Here is a 17,703-nt window from a genome sequence, read left to right on the forward strand (position 1 = left end):
AGGGACTTTTATCATTTGACGAGCGTGATTTAGCGCCGTTTTTTGTGAAACAATATAAAGTATCCAAATTTAGTATTATGAGCAAAATATTGAGTGATTTACGCAAGTAATGGTAATAGTTAAACTCATTGCTTTTTTTTATTTTGATAGAGATAATAAAAGACTCATAAGCAACCGTTCATAATATATATGTCAATAAGTTGGGTTTACTTAATTGCAGCAATCATCTTTGAAGTTTCAGGCACAACTTGCATGAAATTATCGCAAGGATTTACTAGAACAGTCCCTTCAGTATTAATATTTGTCTTTTATGGACTTTGTTTTACTTTTTTGACGTTTTCCCTCAAAAGACTAGAAGTAAGCGTAGCTTATTCTGTCTGGGCTGGATTGGGAACTATTCTAGTTGCTACCATTGGTATTGTTTGGTTCCGTGAATCTGCCACACTCATAAAACTTGTATCAATCGCCTTAATAATTATGGGTGTAATTGGCATAAATTCAGGCAAATAGAAAATACCTCGCCTTCTTCAACATAGGCGAGGTAAATAAACCAAAACTGATCATTCTACTTATTGCTGCTGTAATAAATACACCAGCACTTTACGTTGTTCCGTTAGCCTAGCAAAATGAGCAGACTTTGCTAAATGCTTTTGAAAATATAGTAAACCTCGGTATATATAGCCCACAAGTAATTGACTTTTAATACTTTAACAGAGACAGTCAAAGACATGTAGCCAATTTGGCTAGTTTCTTTATACACTGAACGAGGAAAAATACTGGTAGGGGTTAAGGGATTGGGGACTGGGGAGAAATCCTTTTATTTTCCCCCTCTAAATTTGTAGCAACCCCTCTGGATTCACTGATAAAAGCGATCGCCTCTGCAAACCTTCACGGGATAAAATTTCATTGGCTGCTAATAAGCCACTGCTAACAGCCCGTTCCATCAAGCCGCAAGGGAAAGGCATTTTCACCCAATCTCCTGCAAACAATAAGTTAGAAACACTAGTACTAGTTTCTGGACGTTCTGCATAACTATTTGGCGGATAACCCGAAAAGTTATTTTGATTCACCAATTCCCGATGTAGTACATTTGCTTGCTGTAACTCTGGAACAATTTCATAGAGTTCCTGCTCAAATTTCGTTAACAAAGCTTCTTGGGTGGGGAATTCTTTTGCTTTGTAACAGTAAGCGTGTAACTCAACCACGCTACCGCCAGTACGTTTTGCCCAATCGATGAATTGTTCTTGAATGCGGTGATAAAGGGTGATACTGTCTGTGAGTTGATAACCAGATAAAGAAGTAAAATTACTCTGTTCCCACTCAAAATCGCGGTCAAACCAGAAACGACAAACAGCAAACGGATCAGCAATACTCAAATTTTCTACTTGCGATCGCACTTTTTGATCTATATCTCCACTCACACGCTTCCATAATTGTTGCACTCCAGGGACATCGGTAGCTAAGACATAATAATCTGCTTGAATTGTCTCTGGTGATGACGATTTAGGATTCGTTGCTACTAGTTGCAAGTTATCATCCTGCTGTTGTACTACTTTAAACTTAGCTAAATCTCGTTGTGCAGGGCCTTTTACAACTTTACCATCAGTAGTAAAAACTGCTCCATGACAAGGGCAATGAAACTTGCCATCTGCTGCTATTTGCACAGTACAACCTTGATGAGTACAGGTAAGAGAAATCGCTTCTTTACTTCCAGATTTCATAGCAAATACTTCATCAGCTGCGCCAAAATATTCTATCTGTTTGTCAGCAACAACTGAATTGCGTTTTACCCAAAAAGGTACATTATTTTGATTACTATCAAGGTAATATTTGATTGCATCAATCTTGCCTTGTACAGTAGGAATTTCGCTTACAGTTGCATCTGTGATAATTTTGCCACCATGATGCTGAATTGCCTGAGCGATGGGTTGTACTAAACTTGTTCCCATATCGTCTACAGTGCCATTAAAAGCTAGCCCTTCAGGATTACCAAAAAAATAAAAATGGAAGAACTGCATGAGTTCTCCGACACTCATCACATCTGGTGAATTCAAGCTAGATTTAGCAAAAGGTAGAAAATACAAGTCGTATAAACCTTGAGGAAATTCTGTTTTTACCCAATCAGCAACAGATATGTTATCGAACCGTTGATAGTTCTTTTCTCTCTGGAAACCAGTAATTGCTTGAAAGACTTGTAAATGTTTGAATTTGGTCAGATTAATCCCCCATCGGAAGCGGTTAGGAGAAGCGATCGCTAAATCTATAATATTCCAAGGAAATGCAGAACTACTGGGGCGAAATACCTCTGGTTTATATTTGGAATCGCGGTAAACAACAGAATAAAAGTTTAATGATTGAAAATTATCAACAATCTCCAACTCGCTCACTATACTATTCAGATTATAGTATTGCGGAAAAAAGCCATGAAAGCCATGTTCCATCTTGAAGGTTTCACCAGCTGCTTCTATTTGCCAACTTGCAATTTTCCCGCCGAGTTGAGGAGATTTTTCTAGAAGTGTTACAACAAATCCCCGTTGACTCAATTCATAAGCACAAGCTAAACCTGCTAAACCACCCCCAATTACTACAACACTTTTATCTTGATTTAACATCCGTGGTAAGTTGAGGATATCTTTTTGAAAAACTGTTGGCTTAGGCTTAGTAAACCGGGAGTATCCTGTTAATCCGGCAATCGCACCAATGCCGAATAATTTGAGTAATGTCCGACGAGAGATAGATGATTCCAGTGAATTAAATAGTTGGCTCATTGGTGATAAAATTAACTATTCACGATGAATTAATGGCTATTAGTTAGCAGATTATTTGCAGGTTTTTTTCTAACTTATGTCTTAATCCTAAACTGATTCATTTTGACCAAATGAGAGAAAGCATTGTAACTTTTGAGAATACTCCACTATCAACTTTAGTAGCTTACATTTTTAATCGACAGAACATAAAGCTGTAAATAGGTTAACAATTTGACAGTGTAATATAATATCTAATAATTGACTACTAAGCGTTAGGTAGGTTTGAGGATGTCAGGCGATCGCTCCTCTCCTAAACAAGAGTCCTCTAGTGGACACAATCGCGTTCTTGATGAGGCTGAACGACTTTTCCGCACACGAGGCTACAATGCAGTGACAATGAGGGATATAGCTTGTGGGGTAGGAATTCGTCAGGCATCATTGTACTATCACTTTGCCAGCAAAGAGCAACTTTTTGTCGCTGTCACCGAGCGGATGTTTGAGCGTCACCGCATTGGATTACAACAAGCAATAAGCGAAAATAGTCATGACTTGCGATCGCAACTTCACGCAGCAGCAGGGTGGTTTCTCTCTCAACCTCCCGTCCATTTTTTGAGCATGGTACACACAGATATGCCCTTGTTGGCTGAGGAGAATATCAAAAAGCTTTCGGCTTGTTCCTACCAATCTATGTTTGAGCCACTTCGACAGATATTTATCCAAGCGCAAGAACGAGGCGAGATTCGAGATATTCGTCCCAATCTGCTAGCTGGATTTTTTTTATCTGTGATGGAAAGTATACCTTATGCCACAACCTTTGCCGGTGCTGCACCCAAAGAAGTAATGGTAAATGAAATGATTAGCGTTTTGTTGGATGGGTTGAAACCGCAATAATTAAGAGGAGACAGGAGATAGAATGATGTCCCTGAAAAGCTTTCTTAATTACGAATTACGAATTAGTATAAGTTGGTGCTTACATATATCTATAGCGTAAACTTGGTAACACTAACGGATTACCGATATGCGTATTCAAGTAGTTGCAGTTTTGATAGTGGCGATGTTGGTGGGTGGGGAAAATCCAGAGGCGCTTGCAGACTCCCAATCTTCTACTCAGGATGGGGTTGGTGGCATTCTCACGGAACCTCAACGGGGATATGCTAAATACGGTGATTATGTAGGCTCAACTTCAGTAAAAAACCCAAAAGCGGAAACTGCTCAAAATATTGAGTTTTCTCAGAAAGTTGTCAAAGATATCCAGATACGTTTTGTTAATGACAAAGGCCAGTTGGTTGATGACAAGGGTCAACCTATTCAGGGGCGTACCCAAAGAGATTTTATCATTGGTCTCTTGAGGCTCAAACCTGGTCAGGTATTCCGCGAGGATGTACTTCAAGCAGACTTACAAAGACTCAGGAGATTAGAGTCATTTGCTCAAGTCGATGTTTTTCAACAAGAAGATAGCTCAGGCGTTAACATTATCTATAACATCAAAGAGCGTCGTTATCCTGCTCTAAAATTCGGAGGCGGCGAAAGCGATGATATTGGATTTTTCGGTCAGGTAGGTTATGAAGATGCAAACATCAGCGGTCTTAATGATGAACTAGATACAACTCTTCAGATAAGTAGTAAAGATGTCCAGTTTTATGGTCAGTTCACTAGCCCTTATCGTCCTGGAGAACCAAACCGCTTAGGCTATAGCATCAGAGGTTTTCGCACTAGAGATTTATCTTCAACCTTCAACGAAGATATCAGGCTATCTAACGGTGACAAAGTGCGCGAGGGACGATTTGGCGGTTCTGTAGCACTTTTAAAATCTTTCGATGATTGGGATACATCTGTAGCTCTTAACTACACCAGAATTAGCCTGCGCGATCGCGATTACAATGTGACACGAGTTGATAGATTAGGGAGTCCCCTTTCTTTAAGCGGTACTGGTATTGATGATCTGTTTACAGTATCATTCGCTGTATCCAGAGATCAACGCGATCGCCGTGAAAATCCAACTCAAGGATCAATCCTCACCCTCAGCACTGAACAAGCGATTCCCATTGGACTGGGCAATATTTTCAGCAACCGACTACGGGGAGACTATATCCAATACTTACCAGTCAGTTGGATAGGTAACAATCAGTCAACTGACAATCCAGAAATGTTGGCGATTAATCTACAAATTGGCACAATCATCGGAGATTTTCCACCAGCCAACGCCTTTGATATCGGCGGACTAGATTCTGTACGGGGTTACGGTTATGGTAAAGTTGCCAGTGGTCGAACTTATGGCTTGGCTTCTGTGGAGTATCGTTTCCCAATTATTCAGTCAATCGGAGGCGTTGTATTTACTGACTTTGGCTCAGATTTTGGGTCTGGTAAAACAGTGCTAGGAGAACCCGGCGTACTACGAGGTAAACCAGGGAGTGGCTTTGGTTACGGCTTAGGATTGCGAGTCAAGTCACCCTTTGGACTAATTCGAGGCGACTTAGGAATTAGCGACCAAGGAGAAGTTAGATTTGAAGTCACCACAGGTCAGCGATTTTAATAATTAGTTTTTACTCCGCGCCCCTCCGCGCTAACCTCAGCGTACCTCTGCGTTTAAATATTCTCTTCCAACCCCTTCCAAAATGAAATACTGGCGTGAAACTATAGCTGTAACTCAGCGCATCTTAATTGAACTATTGCGCCGCAGACGCAGCCTAATTTTCTGGAGTATTTTTCCCGTTTCATTGTTAATCCTCAGCGGATTTATTTTAGCAGAACGGGCAAAACTATCACTAGCTGTGGCTTTTGAATATGCTGCACCCTCAACTTTGGTAGGTGCTGCACTATTTTTTAGCTGTTTAGGCGGAAGCGTCACAACCGTGGTTGCAGAAAGAGAACAGCAAACCCTCAAACGCCTATTTATTTCTCCTTTGAGTGGTACATCTTATTTTTTAGGAATTTTTCTAGCTCATACCTGCATTGGAATTGGGCAAACAATCTTGGTTTATACTATCGCCGCCTTTTGGGGTGCTACCTTCAAGGGTTCGATTTTATTGGGACTCGTAATTATTTTATTAAGTATCGTTGCTTACGTTGGCTTAGGCTTTATTTTGGGTACACAATTGGCGCGTCGTATCGAAGATGTCAATGCATTGGTAGCAACTTTTGGAGTGCCTTTATTAATATTAGGTGGGGCATTTTTACCGAGTTCATTGTTTCCCAAAACACTAATTAATATTGCCAAATATGACCCTATTTATCACATGAATGAGGCTTTGGTAGGTGTTTCAGCTAGAGGTGATGAGATTGATAAAATTACATCACACTTTATATTTTTACTAGTATTTGCTGCGGTGATGGTTTTAGGTGGATGGTTATCTTATCGGCGGATGTTGATAGTTGAAAGGCGACTGTAGATAGGATAAAAAACTTATTTTACGAACCGCAAAGGATTTAAGGATTCGTGGAGGTATTCCAAAAATGACTACTTACAAAATTGCCTTTGAAGACGAGATGTTAAAAGTTGGATTTGCCGAACCTGCACAAAACGACCAAATTGTCAAAGATGCTGCGGCGCGTCTAGATGAAATGAGCAAAACAGGGGAACTAGCAGGGGGTGCATTGCTCAAAATTAATGGCCCGGTGTCTGTGCCTATAGCCTTTGTTTTGGCACATAAAGTAGGACATCTTTACGGTGCAATCGCATTTTTTGACCCCAAGCTAGGTAAGTACGTTGTCTGTATTACCCATAATCCAACATACAGCCTGGGTGACTTAATTGATTAAATTAAGGTCTTAATATGCAACACTCATCAATCAAATAAATTTACTTGAAAATTTGCTCAACAAAAAGTAATACAAATGCAAAATACGTGATTGCCTCCCAATATGATTGATTTAGGTGGCAAAGCTGATGAAAAAAAATAAATTAATTGCATCTTATACTACTCATGCGGTAATTTTATTTAGGGATATTACGCAGATTATTCCTTGACAGGAGTTTTGTTTGGAACTCAATTTACAAATCATTGCGTGTATCTACAGCGATTATCGCGGTGTTGCAGAGCAAATTGAATCAGAGTCACCCATCCTCACGGGTAGTGTTTATCGTTTGCACAGAGGGGAGGATGTTTTAGGGCGTGAGATGGTGCAAGCGTTGATGGAGTTGAGTAGTGAGTAGGAGTATCTACAAATGAAAACAAGTAATATTGAAAATCCAAGTTCTGTTATGATTGCGATCGCTTGGTGTCTGGCTTGGGGAGATGAGCGAAAACCTAAGCATAAGCCGGAAGTAATGCGGCTTATGCAACAGGCTTTAAATGAGGGAAAAGAAGTACCAGAAGAAGTTCAAAAGTTAGTTGAGCAAGTTCGCCAACTTCAAGGCATTGATAAAGATTACTTTCCAGCAACTTTAGATGAATTAAGAAGTAGGTATTCTGAATTATGGCATCAGACTACTCGCATTGGTTTAGTTTATGGCGGAGCAACTAAGATTAAACAGTATGTATTTGAATCGTCAAAAATTCAAAATATTCGTGGTGCATCTGCCTTATTAGATCGCATAAATCTGATTGATTTACCTGCCTTTTTTAATAAAAATCCTAAGTTAATTCAGTATACAATTCAGTGTAATGAAGTTAGGAAATGGCTGAACAAAACTATTTGCGGCCAAGACCAACTCTCGGAAGCTCTAATTCCAGAACTAATCATTTACTCGACAGGTGGTAATATCCTGGCATTTTGCCCAGCGGCATTTGTTGATGATTTAGCGAATGCGATTGAAAAACGCTATACCGAAGAAACTTTAACAGCTAATTCCTGTGCAGTAGGCGACACATTCAGACTTCTAGAAATTCGCTTTGGCTTGCTACGAGAGCCTATTGAAAACACATTATGGCTAGATTGGTATCGTCAAGAATATAAAAAACCGTTGGTGCAGGCTTATTTTGGCAATCTAGATAAGAATTTAGAAAAGTCTCAAACAGAAAGATGTACTAATTTAGCTGTATCTATTGAAGATGCTTTTGCAGACCGAAAGAGTTTTAATGAACTGACAACAAAATTAGCAATTTTATTTAATCAACGTCGCAGTGGTCATGACTTTTCTACTCGCGCCAGCCGTCGCTATCCTCCCATGTTTGAAACCCATCCTTACTTAATACGTGATGGAAGCGATCGCAGGTCGGCAGTGATGATTGTCCAGCCACCAAAACTACCTAGAGAATCTCATTTTTCGGAAGCTTTAGCTCGCAAACATCTGGTTGGTAACAGAGCCAAAAAAGGTTCGCCTCAAATTCCCGAATGGTATAAAGAATCTCAATTAGAATGGGAACGAGGCATAATTGAAAGCTGGGTAGATAGATACAATCACTTTCTCGGAAAAAACCCTAGTTTACAACAAAAATATTACGCTACTTTGAAAGCTGATGACATTGAAATCGCTCAAAACCTCAGCCATATTGCTAATGCTAGTAAAGGTTTTATTGCTTATATCTACGCCGATGGCAACAATATGGGTGGTTATATCCAAAAAATTAGGACTCCACAAAAGTATCAGGAGTTTAGTCGAGATGTAGAATTAGCGACGGAGTATGCAGTTTATTATGCATTAGCAGAGAATCTACATCCTCACAAATTGCAAAATTTGAATGATGAAGAAAGTTTTTTAGAGAATGGTGATTTAGTTCATCCCTTTGAGATTATTACCATTGGTGGTGATGACATTATTTTGATTGTACCAGCTAACAAAGCACTGGCGATCGCTAAAACTATCGGAGAGCGGTTTGAAGAAATTCTCCTCAAACAAGTGTCATTGGCAGAAAGCGCAGAGAGTGAAAATATCACCGGTTGCTATAAAATTAAGCAGGAAAATAAGCCGATAGATTTAAAAAAATGCCATCGCTATAAACCTACTGAGGCTGCACCTTCCCAATGTCAACTCAGTACCTCAATTGGTGTGCTAATTACGGCATATAATACCCCCATTTACTATGCCAAAGACTTAACTGAACAGTTGCTAAAATCAGCTAAAGAGCGTGCCAAAAAGTTGAAGAAAGCTGGATACTGCGGCGGGACGGTGGATTTTTTAACTATGAAATCCGTCACCATGATTTCATCGGATATTAAAGAATTCCGTCAACAGGCATTAATAAAAAATCTTAAACCAAAGTTAAAGCTTTATGCTGCTCCCTATACCTTACACGAATTAGGAGGTTTAATCGGAGTAGTAGAAGCTTTGCAAAATGCCAAATTTCCTAAATCTCAACTTTACCAAATTCGGAATTTATTAGAAAGAGGTAAGCAGACTGCTATTCTTAATTATCGTTATTTTCGAGTGCGGCTCAAGCAAAAAAAACAAGATTTGCAAGAACAGTTTGAAGAGGCTTGGTGTCAACCTAAAGATTCAAATAATAAGGGTAATTTAGCACCGTGGATATATGACGATGGGGCGCTTGAGCATGATAAATCAGACTATCCACTTTTTGAGACTATTTGGCGAGACGTTGTAGACCTGTATGATTTCATTGCTTCACCAGATGATGATAGTGATGCAATTGAAACACAAATGGCAACTACCGAGGCTGAATTATGATCTATCTTCAACAATTATCAAACCCTGTCACCTCATATCCAATTACAGCTGTAATTGACACCGCTTTGTGCGTTGGTGCAGGCGGTTCTTCTGGTTCACTTGCAGATAAACCAATTGTCCGTAACTCCGAAGGAAACTTGCTCATTCCTGCTTCTCAACTCAAAGGTCGCCTGCGCCACGAATGTGAAAAAATTGCTAGAGGGTTGCATTGGTCGGTCTGTGCTTCTCCCAACCCACAAACCATGTGTCCCCAAAGGGCTGGATTAACAGAAAATTTTGAGCGGAAAGAATATCAAGTATTAGGTTACGAAGGGCAGCACCATTGCCTAATTTGTCAAATTTTCGGGAATCCAGTTTTGCCATCCCGTGTAATATTTGATGACATAATCTGCACAGAAGACCCAGATAACTTACCAGAGGTACTGCGTCCCGGTGTCACAATTAATCGCCGCCGCCACACCGCTGAGGAACAAAAACTTTACTTTCTAGAAACCTCCCCAGCAAACGCCAAAATCAAGTTTACAGGACATATTCACCTATCTGGTGCGCCCATCTATGCAGAGGCATTAATTTTAGCTGGACTACGACACATTCATGCTTTGGGTGGTAGTAAATCAGCGGGTTTGGGCTGGCTGCATTGGGAATTACCAAACTTTCCGTTAGAACAAGCAGCATGGGATTTTCTGGCAAAAGGAGGTAAGCAATGAAACGGATTAATTTGGAAATTAAAGTGCTGTCTCCTTTAGCAATTGGGCGACAAAAGCCAGGTGGTTCTGTGAGTGAAGCCGAAAGCTACATTCCCGGTTCTGTAATTCGAGGTGCGATCGCTGCTGTAATTTTAAAATGGGCTAATACATCTATCAGTGATGGTGACAATTTTCACGAGCTATTTTTAGGTGAAAATCCGGCCATCTTCCAAAACGCCTATCCTGCAAATATTAAAGTTCAGTCAGAAGTAAGAGTTTTACCCGCTACTGCTTTAAGTTCCAAAAACAAACCAGGTTTTAAGTCCAAACCGACTGACCCTAAGCATAATGGCGTTTTTGATACTTTGATTGATCGTTTCTGTGCTGAAGGCTATGGACATCTTTATGATCCCAATTGCCCCGCTGACGGAGGTAGAGTGGATGCTTTCACTGGCTTTTACCAAATTCAGGGCAAATATTACAGCAATTCTACAACTACTCGTCTGTTAACGCGAGTAGGCATCAATCGACGCAGAGCAACTTCAGAAGAACGGGTTCTTTACAGCCTTGAAGTCTTAAATGAATCCCAAGATCACAAAGAAAAACCCGTCATATATACAGGGGGAATCTTTGTACCTGATGATTTGGCAGAATCTCTACAAAATTTTATTGATAATCATCAGGAAGACTTACGTTTAGGTGGTGCAACATCACGCGGATTAGGAAGAGTCAAGATTAAAGCAAAGCTACCTGTAGAAATCAAACCAAGAGTCACTAATCAAATAAAACAGTTCAATGAGAAATTGCATAAACGCTGGCATGAATGGAAGAATATCTTTGGTAATTCCATCAAAGATTTGCCAAAAAATCGGGTATATTTCACCCTTGATTTACAAGCCGATACTATTCTTTCTGAAAACTGGCGACGCACTACTGTAATTTCACCAGAAATGCTTCAAGAATTAACAGGCGTTACTGATTCTTCCCTAGAACTTCATGCCGCATATAGCAGCTATGACTATCGTTCTGGCTGGAATTCTGCTTGGGGATTAATGAAAGATGTAGAGTTAGTTACCAATAAAGGGTCTGTATATTTATTCAGTACATTTGACGAAGATTTATGGATAAAAACCTTGGAAGATTTAGAAGTCAAAGGAGTAGGCGATCGCACTTATGAAGGCTTTGGACAAGTAGAGGTTTGTAATGAGTTTCATGGTGTATTTCGGGAAAATGCTAAATGACTGAACAATTAGATCCACAAAAACAACTCCAAGTTAAAAAGGGTATTGATCAGGTTGAAGATGATATAGTCACCTGGATTCAGGATGCTTTAGATAAAACAAAATATGGGGATTTAGAAGAATCTCAATTTCGTAACTTAGTGCGTGTATCTGATACTACTGAAAGTGCAGAAGTGATTAAAAATTTTATCCGTTATCAAGTCGGACGAGATAAAAAGTGGGGAAGAGGTAAAGAATCTCTAGCTGAGAAAATTATTGAAGATATTGATGGCAGTATCAAGAAAAATGCTCAAATGATTGCCGAGTGTTGTCAAACAGACTTTAAACCTATTTGGCTAGAACTGATTCGTCGTTATTTAGGTTATGGCGCACGTCATTTGAAGTATAAGCGCGATGGTGCAGCATAATTTCCAAATAATACTTTTAGGGCAAGAGCAAAAATATTTGATTACTTTTCAGGTATAAAATTATGAGAAACACACTTATTTGCACTAAATTTTCTGAAAAATAATTAACTAAGTTATGTTTGACATTTTCAAAAATCGCCTAGAAATCACAGGTAAACTCACCACAATTACAGCATTACGCATCAGTGCAGGACGCTCTAGTGAACCGATAGGATCAGATTTACCTGTAATTAAGGATGCTTTGGGTAATCCATTAATACCAGGTTCGAGCTTCAAAGGAGCATTGCGATCGCGCCTAGAAAGTTTCCTCAGAGGTATTGTGGGAAATAATCGCAAACTGGTTGCAAATCCAGCAATTGAAAATGAATGGTCAATCACATCCCAGGAAATGAAGCTGTTAAAAGAAAATTATGATAATGACGAAGCTTTGACAAGAGAAATTATTAAGCAGACTGATCTAGTTTCTTTTCTCTTCGGTTCACCCTGGATTGCTAGCAAATTCCAAGTCAGGGATTTAACTGTAGTATCTGATACTTGGTTTGGACAATACCAAGAAAGAGACGGTGTAGCCATCGACCGAGATACCGAAACAGCAGCAGATAATAAACTATACGATTTTCAAGTAGTTCCGGCTAGTACACAATTTGACTTTAAGGCTGTAGTGGAAAATGCAGAACCTTGGGAATTGGGACTGTTGATGATTGGGTTACACCAGTTTGAAACCGAACAAATACCTCTGGGTGGGGGGCGATCGCGTGGCTTGGGTGTCGTTAAACTAGAAATTGAGAAAATGTATTGGCTGGATGTCAACAACGACCCAAACAAATTACTAACTTACCTACAAGAATTGGTAAATAGCAATCCAGGTGATAAACTCCCTAGCTATCAAGATGTTAAACAGTTAAGTTTGAAGCAAGATTGGACGAACTCGCTGATCAATCATTTAAGAGATAATATACCTACGAGTTCCACCACCAAAGCAACACAAAATTCTTGAAGAGGTCAACATGGCTTTCAGTAGTTTCAAAACCATTGGTGAAGTTCTCAAAGCATTTCAAGTCACCTATACAGAATCAAATTTCATCGGTGAAGTTAAGTTCAATATTCCTGATTACTTCCGCGAAGATTTAGAACTGATGATGCGGGATGCTGTCGTTGATAACTCGGAGTTTGCTATTTGTGAAAATCTGATTTATCCCGTACTCAAAGAAGTTTGGAAAACCTACCGTGCTTATTTTATTTTATGGAGTCACCAATCCTTAAATTATGATGAAAAACTATCTGGTTTTCCTGAATATATTTTAGCTAAACGTTCGCCATTAGGTAAAGTTGTCTTTGACAAGCCATACTTTATCTTAATTGAAGCAAAACAAGATAACTTTGAAACAGCTTGGGCGCAATGTTTAGCCGAAATGATTGCTTCTCAAAGACTAAACGGTGAATATAAAATCGTTATTTTTGGCATTGTTTCTAATGGTGCAACATGGCAATTTGGCAAATTAGAAGGAGAAATATTTACTAGAAATGTCACTCCTTGCACCATTTACGAACTAGATAAGCTATTTGCTGCTGTTAATTTTATCTTCCAACAGTGTGAAATACAGCTAAATACTTTAATAGTAGCTTAATATGTATATTTGCCCAAATAAATCCAGTCATGCATAAAAAATTTGTTAATCACTGCACCATTAATTTAACCATCATTCCCGATGGGCCAATTCTAATTAAATCAGGTAAAGAAGGAGCCGATCCAACTAAGCCTGATATGGAATTTGTAGAAACTTATCATGCTGGCGGACGTTCTATATATTTACCAGGAAGCAGTTTAAAGGGAGCAATCCGCGCCCATGCAGAACGGATTGTGAGAACGGTGGGTAGTGAAGAACGTCCTTCAGAAAATACTCAGGAGCTTTGGGCTAATAACCCTTTAAAGAATGATAGCTATCTAGAAAATTTGAAGAAACAAAATTCAAATAATCCTAGTATTGGAGCAAATTTATATAAACTCTCTAGTTTTACAGACCAAATGTTTGGCAATACTTCCATTGCTAGCCGAGTCAGAATTGAAGATGCATATCCTGATAAATCTCAGCCTCTCAAAATTGAAGAACGTAATGGTGTGGCAATTGATAGAGTGTTTGGTTCTGTAGCAGTTGGCCCATTCAATTATCAAGTTTGTACTGCTGGTGAATTCCACACTAAAATTCATTTGAAAAACTTCACATTGGCACAATTAGGTTTAATTGGTTTAGTGTTGCGAGATTTAGATGATGGCTGGTTTGGTTTAGGTTTTGCCAAATCTCGCGGATTAGGTACTGTGCAGGTGAAATTAAACTCAGCCATCGTGCAATATCCAGGTTGTGAATTGATAGATAAACAAATTCACGCCTTTGGTAGTCAAAAGCAATGGAATCATACTTTTCTCTTAGGTGCTGGAGAATTTTTAGAACCAGAAGAAGCAAAATTATATAGTTTCCCCAAACCAGATAGCCAAGATACCCCTGTTGCTGCACAAGAAATGGATTTGGGTTTTGGAGTGCAACTCACTTGGCGAGAAGGTACAGTTAATGATTTGTTTGAGCGAGGTGTTAGGTCTTGGAGTGGTCTACTTGTGGTGTCAAGATGAATCCTTTTGTTGGTGTTAGCACAGAACTTTTATCAGTACCTAGATTGCTAGATTTAATTGCAAAATTGGCCCCTGAACCTAGCTATTACTTCTTACGCTGGACTCATAAAGTTAGTAACGATTGGGAACTAAAACCCACAGAAAATAACTTTCCCATGATTGAGGGTCAGATGTTTAATCAAAAGTGTGAACTTAGGTGGAAGCAAAAACGCAAGGATAGTTATGAAGTGCTGCTTTTGAGTATAGTCGGTGAAGATTCTGATTTCACAAAGGTAGGTGAAGATTGGCAGACTCAAGACCGAGATGCTCATTTATATTCTTCTACTGAAACCCGTTTTCCTAAAGGTTTTCCCTCTAAAAAATTGGATATTGCCCAGCGGTATTTTATCGATAAAAAAACGGCAACGGTACACTTTGTTGCTCTCACAATTGAAAAATAAATATGACTGGTAATCGTCCTCAAAGACCTCAGCCACCTAGTAGACCTAACCGTTCTAGCGGTGGAGATTCATTGCCTGAACTTGCACCGAAACCTTACGAATTCGTCTCTTTTCCCAAAGAACGCCCTAACTTACAGCGTCCTCCTGGACATCACAAATATTTTAGCGATCGCCTGCATGGCGCTTTGTATCTTACCCTAAAAGTGCAGACATCCCTCCACGTCTCCACTGGAGTAGTTGTCATGGGTAGCGATATTGGCAACAACCGCATTCCCCTAATCAAAATAATGGTACAGGGTGTTGACCAAAAGCTCTCAATTCAAGGTAGTTCCCTCAAAGGCTGCATCAGGTCTGTATATGAAGCTATTACTAACAGCAGTTTAGCAGTAATTACTAATAAGTATAGAAATCAAATTCCTACTGAGCGGCTACCTTGTCGCAACAAAGAACAACTTTGTCCAGCGAGTCGCGTATTCGGTGCATTAGATTGGCAGGGATTGCTAGATTTCAACGATGCTAAATGTGAAAGTATGGGCTTTTCCACAGGATTTATGCCTTCGTTGTATCGTCCCCGTCCAGATGAAAGTAGTGCATATTTTATTCAAGGTATAGTTGCAGGACGTAAATTTTACTACCACACTATCAGAGCAATTGATAAAGGCCAAAACTCTGGTATTCCTGTGCAGCAAGCGGGAAGAGAATACATCTTCAAAACTAAATTAAATTTCAAGAATTTGCTACCAGAAGAGTTAGGAACTTTGTTGATTGTCTTAGGACAAGATTCTAAGTGTCCCATTGCTTTAAAAGTAGGTGGCGGTAAGCCGGTTGGGATGGGAACGATGACAGTAACTATAGACAAAATTGCCCGATCGCAAAGTCTGCAAGAACGATATTCTGCCTATCAACTCAATGAATCTGATGAATTAATTGGGGATGCTTTGCAACAGTTTATGCAAACACAAATCAAAGCAGCTTACTCGCGCCTGATTCAGCAACCCCAACTAGACGAACTTACGGCTGTGCTGCGCTACCCAAGCGATCGCGAACCTCCATCTGGAATGTACTAATCATGACTATGGTTGAAATTTCTTCGGAATCTTTGACAGATGCACAATGGAAAATTGCTCATGCGATCGCCCAAATTTTGGTCAAAGAAAATACAGATGTCAACGAGTTAGAAAAAGCAGTCGCTTATCTCCGTGCATCCATTCATCAACCAGATGCTACCTCTAAGTTTTTCAAATATCTAAAAGCTCTAGTGAATAGTGGTAGGCAAATTGGTCACAGTGGTAGAACCACAGATTATTACCGCAGCATTGATAAAGCTTGTAGTGATTATCTTAAAGGTATTCAAGATGCTTATACGATATTGCAAATATTAGGCTGGGTATCTCGCTTGATGCGTTACTACAAAGACGCAGGCCCAATTGGAGAAATTCAATTTCCGTCTGTGAAGTCAGTTCGACAAGTAGAGATTACAAAGGCTATTACCACTCATAACTTTGTTATTGGTCAAATCCTGGAAGCTAAAATTACTGCTATTAAAGGGAATAAAGTGACTTATGAAATTCTAAAAACTCTCCAAAAACTGACCGAAAGAGAGCCAAAAAAAGCACAGTTTTTCATTAAGGGACAAATAGTTAAGGTTGAAATTATAGACCTTAAAGAAGATAAAACTCTTAAAAAGGTTAAAAGTACTGACTGAAACCTCTAGAACAACCAATGCCAATTTCAGTTTTGTTTCCCTTACCAGCTTTCATCGCAAAGATCATCATTTGCCTCTTACTGTGCCCAGTTAATCTCTTTCATACCTACTTACACCACCGTGAAAACTTATGTAAAGTTAGCCCGTCAGATGCTCAAGCAGGATAATATGTATTAATTTTAATCCTAATTAATTTAAATATTAGGTTAATTGCAACTATGTTAAAAATCCAAAACTTAAATAAATCTTATAAGCTCAGAAAAGTTCTGCAAAATTTGTCTTTGCATATTAATTTAGGAGAGATTTACGGCTTAATTGGTGCAAATGGAGCCGGAAAAACAACGACAATTAATATTATTTGTAATTTGCTCAAGGCTGACAGTGGTAATATTACAATCAATAATCAGCCTATTTCCGAAGCAACAAAAAAAATAATTGGCATTGCACCTCAAGAAAACTTACTATATAAAACTCTAACTTGCGAGGAAAATCTCAAATTCTTTGCTAATATTTACGGTTTAGACCGGGAAACACGCCAGAAACAGATAAAAGAAACTCTAGCGGCTGTCAACTTATTAGATAGAGCAAAAAGTCCGGTAGAAACTCTCAGCGGTGGAATGCAGCGGCGATTGAATATTGCAGTAGCTTTGGTACATCAGCCGAAGTTAGTGATTCTTGATGAACCAACTACTGGGTTAGATATTGAGGCGCGATACGAAATTTGGGAGTTGATTCGGCAACTAAAAAATCAGGGAATTACGATTTTGCTGACGACTCATTTATTGGATGAAACGGAGCGTTTATGTGACAGAATCGGTATTTTGAAAAGTGGTCGAATTGTGGCTGAAGGTAGTTTAGCCCAGTTACGCACCTTGATTCCGGCAGCAGAAATTGTAGTGGTGCAAACTGCACAGGAAGAAGAAGCGATCGCCCGCGCCAAAGAGTATGGTTTCACACCGCGACGTTATGGTAATGAGTTAGCTTTTTGGTTATCAGAATCTCTGGAATTAAAAGAAATTATTTCCCGGTTTGATGGGATAGCAATTGATTCAATTGCACGTCAGCCTGTGCGATTAGAGCATATTTATGTGGAAGTAACACAACAAGATTAGAACAATTCCAACTTCTTGCTACAAGGGATGGCTCGTTATAGGCTTCGCCTACAACGGGTGGAGAATTGCCGCCGAGTAGAATTATACCGATTTAGTTGGTACTTTTTTGGTATTATTTGGTAGGATTCTACCAAGGGTCAATTTTATGAAAAAAATCTCTTTCAGCGCGGTTTT

Annotated in this window: 18 protein-coding genes; 17 read left to right on the top strand and 1 reads right to left on the bottom strand. The window is 39.3% G+C overall.

What is annotated here, in order from left to right:
* The first annotated feature begins 189 nt into the window (after positions 1 to 189).
* Positions 190 to 510 carry a DMT family transporter gene (locus HCR01_RS14380; RefSeq protein WP_193196841.1) on the top strand — a complete coding sequence of 107 codons (321 nt, stop codon included), beginning with the start codon at positions 190 to 192 and terminating at the stop codon, positions 508 to 510.
* A gap of 320 nt (positions 511 to 830) precedes the next feature.
* On the opposite strand, the gene HCR01_RS14385 is transcribed toward HCR01_RS14380, so the two are convergent.
* Positions 831 to 2,768 carry an FAD-dependent oxidoreductase gene (locus HCR01_RS14385; protein ID WP_193196842.1) on the bottom strand — a complete coding sequence of 646 codons (1,938 nt, stop codon included), beginning with the start codon at positions 2,766 to 2,768 and terminating at the stop codon, positions 831 to 833.
* A gap of 267 nt (positions 2,769 to 3,035) precedes the next feature.
* On the opposite strand from HCR01_RS14385, the gene HCR01_RS14390 reads away from it, so the two are divergent.
* The 16 genes from HCR01_RS14390 to HCR01_RS14465 all read left to right on the top strand — a co-directional run bounded on the left by HCR01_RS14390 (position 3,036) and on the right by HCR01_RS14465 (position 17,529).
* Positions 3,036 to 3,638, top strand: coding sequence for a TetR/AcrR family transcriptional regulator (locus tag HCR01_RS14390; protein ID WP_193196843.1), 603 nt, complete (start codon positions 3,036 to 3,038; stop codon positions 3,636 to 3,638).
* Between the two features lie 127 nt (positions 3,639 to 3,765).
* Positions 3,766 to 5,280, top strand: a complete 1,515-nt coding sequence (locus tag HCR01_RS14395; RefSeq protein WP_193196844.1) for a BamA/TamA family outer membrane protein — start codon at positions 3,766 to 3,768, stop codon at positions 5,278 to 5,280.
* 82 nt (positions 5,281 to 5,362) lie between these two features.
* Complete coding sequence (locus HCR01_RS14400) at positions 5,363 to 6,136, top strand: ABC transporter permease (protein ID WP_193196845.1); 774 nt, start codon at positions 5,363 to 5,365, stop codon at positions 6,134 to 6,136.
* 64 nt (positions 6,137 to 6,200) lie between these two features.
* Positions 6,201 to 6,506: a CRISPR-associated protein Csx3 gene (locus HCR01_RS14405; protein WP_193196846.1), complete on the top strand. Its 306-nt coding sequence runs from the start codon at positions 6,201 to 6,203 to the stop codon at positions 6,504 to 6,506.
* A gap of 220 nt (positions 6,507 to 6,726) precedes the next feature.
* Complete coding sequence (locus HCR01_RS14410) at positions 6,727 to 6,900, top strand: hypothetical protein (protein WP_193196847.1); 174 nt, start codon at positions 6,727 to 6,729, stop codon at positions 6,898 to 6,900.
* 12 nt (positions 6,901 to 6,912) lie between these two features.
* Positions 6,913 to 9,312: a type III-B CRISPR-associated protein Cas10/Cmr2 gene (gene cas10, locus HCR01_RS14415; protein ID WP_193196848.1), complete on the top strand. Its 2,400-nt coding sequence runs from the start codon at positions 6,913 to 6,915 to the stop codon at positions 9,310 to 9,312.
* On the top strand, positions 9,309 to 10,019 hold the full coding sequence (locus tag HCR01_RS14420) for an RAMP superfamily CRISPR-associated protein (protein ID WP_193196849.1): 711 nt from the start codon (positions 9,309 to 9,311) through the stop codon (positions 10,017 to 10,019). The genes cas10 and HCR01_RS14420 overlap by 4 nt, the downstream gene beginning before the upstream one ends.
* A complete protein-coding gene (gene csx10 / locus HCR01_RS14425) occupies positions 10,016 to 11,239 on the top strand; it encodes a CRISPR-associated RAMP protein Csx10 (protein ID WP_193196850.1) in 1,224 nt (407 codons plus the stop codon). Before HCR01_RS14420 ends, csx10 begins: the two co-directional genes overlap by 4 nt.
* Complete coding sequence (locus HCR01_RS14430; protein ID WP_193196851.1) at positions 11,236 to 11,646, top strand: hypothetical protein; 411 nt, start codon at positions 11,236 to 11,238, stop codon at positions 11,644 to 11,646. The genes csx10 and HCR01_RS14430 overlap by 4 nt, the downstream gene beginning before the upstream one ends.
* A 115-nt stretch (positions 11,647 to 11,761) precedes the next feature.
* Positions 11,762 to 12,643, top strand: coding sequence for a CRISPR-associated RAMP protein Csx7 (gene csx7 / locus HCR01_RS14435; protein WP_193196852.1), 882 nt, complete (start codon positions 11,762 to 11,764; stop codon positions 12,641 to 12,643).
* Positions 12,644 to 12,653: 10 nt separating this feature from the next.
* The gene (locus HCR01_RS14440; protein WP_193196853.1) at positions 12,654 to 13,274 is read left to right on the top strand and encodes a hypothetical protein; all 621 of its coding nucleotides are present in this window, start codon (positions 12,654 to 12,656) and stop codon (positions 13,272 to 13,274) included.
* Positions 13,275 to 13,303: 29 nt separating this feature from the next.
* Complete coding sequence (locus HCR01_RS14445) at positions 13,304 to 14,272, top strand: RAMP superfamily CRISPR-associated protein (protein WP_193196854.1); 969 nt, start codon at positions 13,304 to 13,306, stop codon at positions 14,270 to 14,272.
* On the top strand, positions 14,269 to 14,712 hold the full coding sequence (locus tag HCR01_RS14450; RefSeq protein ID WP_193196855.1) for a hypothetical protein: 444 nt from the start codon (positions 14,269 to 14,271) through the stop codon (positions 14,710 to 14,712). Before HCR01_RS14445 ends, HCR01_RS14450 begins: the two co-directional genes overlap by 4 nt.
* Positions 14,713 to 14,714: 2 nt before the next feature.
* Positions 14,715 to 15,779 carry an RAMP superfamily CRISPR-associated protein gene (locus HCR01_RS14455; protein ID WP_193196856.1) on the top strand — a complete coding sequence of 355 codons (1,065 nt, stop codon included), beginning with the start codon at positions 14,715 to 14,717 and terminating at the stop codon, positions 15,777 to 15,779.
* Positions 15,780 to 15,781: 2 nt separating this feature from the next.
* Positions 15,782 to 16,417 carry a hypothetical protein gene (locus HCR01_RS14460; protein WP_193196857.1) on the top strand — a complete coding sequence of 212 codons (636 nt, stop codon included), beginning with the start codon at positions 15,782 to 15,784 and terminating at the stop codon, positions 16,415 to 16,417.
* A 218-nt stretch (positions 16,418 to 16,635) separates the two neighbouring features.
* A complete protein-coding gene (locus tag HCR01_RS14465) occupies positions 16,636 to 17,529 on the top strand; it encodes an ABC transporter ATP-binding protein (protein ID WP_193196858.1) in 894 nt (297 codons plus the stop codon).
* The last annotated feature ends 174 nt before the right edge of the window (positions 17,530 to 17,703 follow it).

It is taken from the genome of Nostoc sp. MG11, assembly GCF_014904695.1.
Lineage (GTDB): Bacteria > Cyanobacteriota > Cyanobacteriia > Cyanobacteriales > Nostocaceae > Komarekiella.